The organism is Prevotella conceptionensis 9403948 (genome assembly GCF_000312305.1).
Lineage (GTDB): Bacteria > Bacteroidota > Bacteroidia > Bacteroidales > Bacteroidaceae > Prevotella > Prevotella conceptionensis.
Genome location: NZ_HE999462.1, coordinates 1 through 5,498, shown reverse-complemented (window position 1 = coordinate 5,498; position 5,498 = coordinate 1). Strand labels below are relative to the sequence as shown.

Genomic DNA, 5,498 nt, shown 5'->3' with positions numbered 1-5,498 from the left:
GGCGGTGAAAGTCTTGCAGGGCTATGAGAGGATAGAATGCTTCCTCGACAATGACGAGGCGGGGAGAAGGACTTTTCAGAGACTACACGACTGTTTGGGGGATAAGGTCATCGACCGTTCCTCCCTGTATGCCGAGCATAAGGATCTGAATGAGTTTCTGCTTTCCAAGAATGCAGGGAACAATGTATAACAAAACGATAACAAACAATGAAGAAGAAAATTATAAACACAATATGGGTAATGGGAGTGCTTGCCCTCGCCGGGTTTTGTCTATCTGCTTGTAATCACGAGCTGGATATTCAGCAAGCGTACCCGTTCACGATAGAGACGATGCCGGTGCAGAAGCACATCGCCAAGGGGCAGACGGCGGAGATACGCTGTACATTGAAAAGGGAGGGCAACTTTGCCGACACCCGCTACACCATAAGGTACTTTCAGCCCGATGGAAAGGGACGACTGAAGATGGAAGACGGCACGGTGTTCAAACCCAATGACCGTTACCCTCTTACAAAAGAGGTGTTCAGGCTATACTACACATCTGCTTCCACCGACCAGCAGACGATAGACGTGTATGTGGAGGATAATTTCGGACAGAAGGCAAAACTCTTGTTTGAGTTCAACAGCCAGAAGGACGAGGAAAAGGAGAAGAAAGATGAGGTTAAGAAATAAACTTGTCGTCTTCTGCCTTGTCTGCCTTTCCTGCTTACGGCTTTCCGCTCAGGACGGAAGGAATGCACTGCTCTCGTTGCCACCTTTTGAGCGTGGCGTGGTCTGCATCAAGCACTTCGAGGGACTGCACGGGTTCAAGGACGCACCCTATGTCGGATACGGTCATCAGTTGCAAAAGGGAGAACGCTTTACGGCGGCGATGACGGAACGGCAGGCGGATTCCCTGCTTCGGGCAGACCTGATGAAGCGTCTGATGATGTTCAAGAACTATGGCAAGGATGCCCTGCTGCTTGCCGTCTTGTCCTACAATGTCGGGACGGGCAGGTTGCTCGGATACGGCAAACATCCCAAGAGCCGATTGCTGCGAAAGATAGAGTCGGGCGACAGGAATTTCTACCATGAATTTGTCTCTTTCTGCCGATACAAGGGCAAAGTCCTCAGGGGGCTTGTCAAACGACGAAAAGTAGAGTTTGCCCTGTTTTATATACCCTGATTTTCAAATACGCCTCTTGCGACATTTTTATGCTTCGCAAGGGGCGTTTTCTTTCTGTTTTATTCGCCTTTCTCGTTATGAATGAGTAACTTTGCGAAAAATAATTTCTAAAATGGCTGAAGTTGAACGCGGTTATGAAATCATAGAGTCTCTTGAAGTTGAACCTCATATCAGATTCTTTAGAATACGACCAACGGATATAAAACTGACATTGAGAGCGGTTTTTGAATCATTGTCAAATAATAGCTGGATAATGAAATTTGACAACGGTTTTTTGAAGCATACGTTTTCTGTCCGATTCCAAAGCACAATAGATTATATTTCGTCTAATATTATTCATGAAGAAGATGATTCCCTAACATCAGATTCTGCAGAATATGTCATTTCTGAGATTGCTCGAAGCACAATAGTTGAGCAATTAGATTACTTAGACCTTCCCTTAGGAGAACTTATTAAGGAGCAAAAATCAGGGAACCCCGGTTTTGATTTCTATTCAATGAATAAGTCTAATATAATTTTATTCGGAGAAGCCAAGTATGTTGCAGCGCAGAATGCTTATGGCAGAGCTTTGGAGCAAATATATAGATTTAACACAGAGCAAAGAGATGTAGCAGATTTACTCGATATACAAAACTTATGTCCAAAAGCTTCATGTGATGAAGTATGTAATGGCAATAAAGGGTTTATTGCTGCATTTTCAAGTAAGAGTACTCCTACAGAAAGACTTATTAGCAATATCGAAAATAACGTTAATTACCAGAGACTTTCCTCTCATAAAGAGCTCATATTAGTTGCTGTAGATATTTGTCAATAGAATAATGATAATGGAAGACTTAATACGTAAAATAATAAACGGAGAGAACATTGAAGAGATAGTCTCTTTCGTACTAAATCGGATATATACTAACGGGCCAACAAATATATCTGATATGGAGATCCTTTCATATCTATCCCTTTACCAGAAAGACGTTTTTGAGAAATACAAGAAATCAATACTCAACTATATAGGAGCTTTCTACAAAGGGGCAGAATCTAATACTCTTAAATCCAAGGTTTTTTCTTTATACCGTGATTGTATTTGGGAAGAATTTGCCCATTTGTACACACCTGTTCAAGCAAATATAGTACATAATATATCGAATAATAAGTGTTTTAGTTTCTCTGCGCCAACAAGTACTGGTAAATCGTATGTCTTTTTAAATCTAATAAAAGAATCTCAACACGATGTTGTGATTATCGTTCCGTCGAGGGCATTGATAAATGAGTTTTATATTAAACTTAACCGTTCTATCGCTGATAAAAGTGTAAATATCCTTACATTCATTGATAAGATAAACACAAGAAAAGCAAATCGCAATATCTTTATTGTAACTCCAGAAAGGTGCCGAGAACTATTCAAATACGAAGACTTTAATGTAGAACTTTTCTTATTTGATGAGGCACAATTAAGCGATGAGGAAAGTAAGCGAGGATTGTATTTTGATAGTATAGTGAGACGATGCCAAAAATCTTTTCCAGAGGCAAAATTTGTTTTTGCTCATCCATTTGTAGCCAATCCAGACTCTCAGATAAAGAAAAATCATTTTAATGAAGAAACATCTAAAGCATTTCGATATGAACAGAAAAATGTTGGACAGCTATTCATGTGTATGGATGAGGAGAGATTCTATCATTTCGGAGTGGAAAAAGATTTAATGGGAAAAACAAAAGTTTTATATGAAGGTGATCCTATAGAGACAGCCATCCGTAATGGCAAATCTATTTTGTTTTACGTGTCAAAATCTTCCATTCTTAACAAGTCATTTCTCAACAAGTTTGAAAAATACATTAATCTTTGCGCAGATTTGAATACAGAAGATGTTGATATTTACCTTGACAATCTGAAGAGATATACAGGAGGAGATACTGTTGCAAATAAAAATTATTTTTCTCAAATGTTGTCTTTGTTAAGAAGAGGTATTGTTATTCATCATGGTTCTCTTCCTTTGCAAACAAGGATTATAATAGAGAATTTTACAAAATCCGGTTTATGTCGTTTATGTTTTGCTACATCAACATTGGAACAAGGCATTAATATGCCTTTTGATATTGTATTTTTGGATAGACTTGAAGGAAGCAAGCCATTGTCGGTTAAGAATCTTATAGGAAGAGCTGGGCGTTCTACAACAAATTTGGATTTTGATTTTGGGTACGTTATTATCAATTCATCTAATAAGATGTCAAAATTTAGAAGTATAATGCTTCAGAATGAAACCCTTGATGATGTCTCTGCACTTGAAACAGAAACCATACATGATGATGATTATAATACTTTTAAGGATGCCATACTAAATGGCACTTTTTCTGACGACTACAACCTAACAAATAGTGAGCTACAGAAATTGGAAAGTAATGAAGTGCATGATATAGTAAAGATGCTTTTAGATCTAGTATTTCCAGATAATATTCTTATTGGTATAAATGAAATCAGCAGTGATTTGAAATGTAAGCTCGATTTGTATGGATATTTCATAATATTGTATGAAATGTATCTTGGTAGAAGTTTGGTAGATGCAGAGAGAGATGTATTATCGACAGCTATCAAAATAATGTTATGGCGTGTTTATGGTAAAACATTCAAGAATGTCTGTTGGTACAGATATTCTTATGCAAGCAAAACAAAAGAACGGGAACAAAGAGAACGACAGGGAAAAGATACAAATAGAATATTTGCTAACTACTTGGTTGGTTTCCATGATATTCCCAATAAGATGCTAAAACGTTATCCTTTATTTGATGCGAAGACTCTTGCACGAGATGTCGATTACGATTCTATCGTTTATGACACATATGATTATTTGGATAAATTGATAGGGTTTAAACTGAGTGATGTATATTATGCAGCCTTGAAAAAATATTATTTGTCAAATCAAGATGAGAGAGCTCTCAAATTAGCAAAGTATATTAAATATGGAACAGCTAATGAACGACATATTTGGATGTTACGTTATGGGATGAGTTATGAGGATATCGAAGTCTTAGGAGAACATATTGAAGACATAGATGAAACGCAGATTACCTTCAAACCCTCTATAAATAATGTTCCAGAAGAAGATAGAGCAGTGATAAATAGATTTATATAATAGCTATAAAAGAATTTTGGGATAATGGCTTTTTGTTACTTTTGAGCCGTCTCAACTCACCGTCAAAAGTAACGAGGTGTTTTTCATTGGGGTTTCTTTGCTCCTTTCTTTGTCCGCCCGAAGCTCACGAAAGAAAGGAGCGGTCGGCAAATCTGCCGACCGCTTTACTTCGCCAGTTCTTCTTGAACGGTTATCCGTCTCGTAATTACTTCGGGGTGCGTGGAGAAAGCCCAATTGATTTTCTCATCGGGCAGGGTGCTGTGAATGTTTCCACCCATCACCATTCCGCAATCCTGAATGACCTTTTGTCGTGCTTCTTCTCTACTCTCGGCAACCACCTCAAAAACTCCCTCGAAAATGTACCGCGTCCGTACTCTGTAAACTCTCTTCTTCATATTCTCAAAATTCAGCAATTAGTAATCTGTGTTCTTTTGGCTCTCCATTGGATAACCTGCGATGGGTAAGCCAAAAATGGTGTGCGCCATAGCCGTATGCAAAGAACTTGTCAAGTTCCGTTTCTTCGGCTATCCGCTTGACGGCAGCCCTTAGTTCCTCCTCATTGGCGGATAGGGTAATGGCATTGACTATCCTTACAAGGATATAGGGTATCTCGTCCGCCCAGTTGCATACGATACTTTCTATTTCTGCTTTCATATCTGTGATGTTTTGGTGATTGTTGCTTATGCTGTCGCTCTCATTCTCTGCCTAATCAATTTGCGGTTGGCATTGACAAGGCTCACTATCTGCTCGTGATACTCCGTGTTCTTGTTGCACACGCCACGACTTTGCACGACTTTGAGTGTGTCCAAACTAACTTCAATCGTTTCTATCCGTCTGCCCTCAATGGTCGCCGAAAGTATCAGTGAGTTCTCTTTAAGATAGTAGGCATTGTCGAACACACAATGGTGCATTGCCACACCCTCATCCAAATGTTCCTGCACGCTCTCCAAAACGTGGACTTGGATTGTGCCGTCCGTGAAACGGATACCGAAGAATTTTGATTTGAGTTCGTGAAAACGTTTCTCGTCCTCCATTGCCTTTTTGCGTCTCTTCTCCTTTTCTTCCCTTTCCCTTTGTCTGCGGAGTTCGTGTTGTCTGCGGTCGTGTTCCCTATGCAGGTCGGTGGGGCAAACATACTTCGGACTGTGTATGTCCTTGCCCAATCTGCGGAGCATATCCACATAGTCGCACCATATTGAAATGTCCTCTATGCC

General features: G+C 39.6%; 8 protein-coding genes. 5 read left to right on the top strand and 3 right to left on the bottom strand.

Going from position 1 to position 5,498, the window contains the following annotated elements:
* The 5 genes from BN93_RS15385 to BN93_RS15365 all read left to right on the top strand — a co-directional run.
* Window positions 1-190, top strand: a 190-nt coding sequence (locus BN93_RS15385) for a toprim domain-containing protein (RefSeq protein WP_044261112.1), incomplete at its 5' end; no start/stop codon positions are given.
* A gap of 17 nt (window positions 191-207) precedes the next feature.
* Window positions 208-669, top strand: coding sequence for a DUF3872 domain-containing protein (locus BN93_RS15380; protein WP_019189176.1), 462 nt, complete (start codon window positions 208-210; stop codon window positions 667-669).
* Window positions 653-1,162 (top strand): glycoside hydrolase family protein, encoded by a 510-nt coding sequence (locus tag BN93_RS15375; protein WP_044261110.1) that lies wholly within the window; start codon window positions 653-655, stop codon window positions 1,160-1,162. Before BN93_RS15380 ends, BN93_RS15375 begins: the two co-directional genes overlap by 17 nt.
* A 112-nt stretch (window positions 1,163-1,274) precedes the next feature.
* Complete coding sequence (locus BN93_RS15370; RefSeq protein ID WP_019189174.1) at window positions 1,275-1,976, top strand: hypothetical protein; 702 nt, start codon at window positions 1,275-1,277, stop codon at window positions 1,974-1,976.
* A gap of 10 nt (window positions 1,977-1,986) precedes the next feature.
* Window positions 1,987-4,284, top strand: a complete 2,298-nt coding sequence (locus BN93_RS15365; RefSeq protein WP_044261115.1) for a DEAD/DEAH box helicase — start codon at window positions 1,987-1,989, stop codon at window positions 4,282-4,284.
* A gap of 164 nt (window positions 4,285-4,448) precedes the next feature.
* Here the strand turns inward: BN93_RS15365 and BN93_RS15360 are convergent, their stop codons facing one another.
* From BN93_RS15360 to BN93_RS15350, 3 genes are all read right to left on the bottom strand, one after another.
* Window positions 4,449-4,679 carry a hypothetical protein gene (locus BN93_RS15360; protein ID WP_019189172.1) on the bottom strand — a complete coding sequence of 77 codons (231 nt, stop codon included), beginning with the start codon at window positions 4,677-4,679 and terminating at the stop codon, window positions 4,449-4,451.
* Between the two features lie 4 nt (window positions 4,680-4,683).
* The gene (locus BN93_RS15355) at window positions 4,684-4,938 is read right to left on the bottom strand and encodes a hypothetical protein (protein WP_019189171.1); all 255 of its coding nucleotides are present in this window, start codon (window positions 4,936-4,938) and stop codon (window positions 4,684-4,686) included.
* Between the two features lie 26 nt (window positions 4,939-4,964).
* On the bottom strand, window positions 4,965-5,498 hold a 534-nt coding region (locus tag BN93_RS15350), incomplete at its 5' end, for a PcfJ domain-containing protein (protein WP_019189170.1).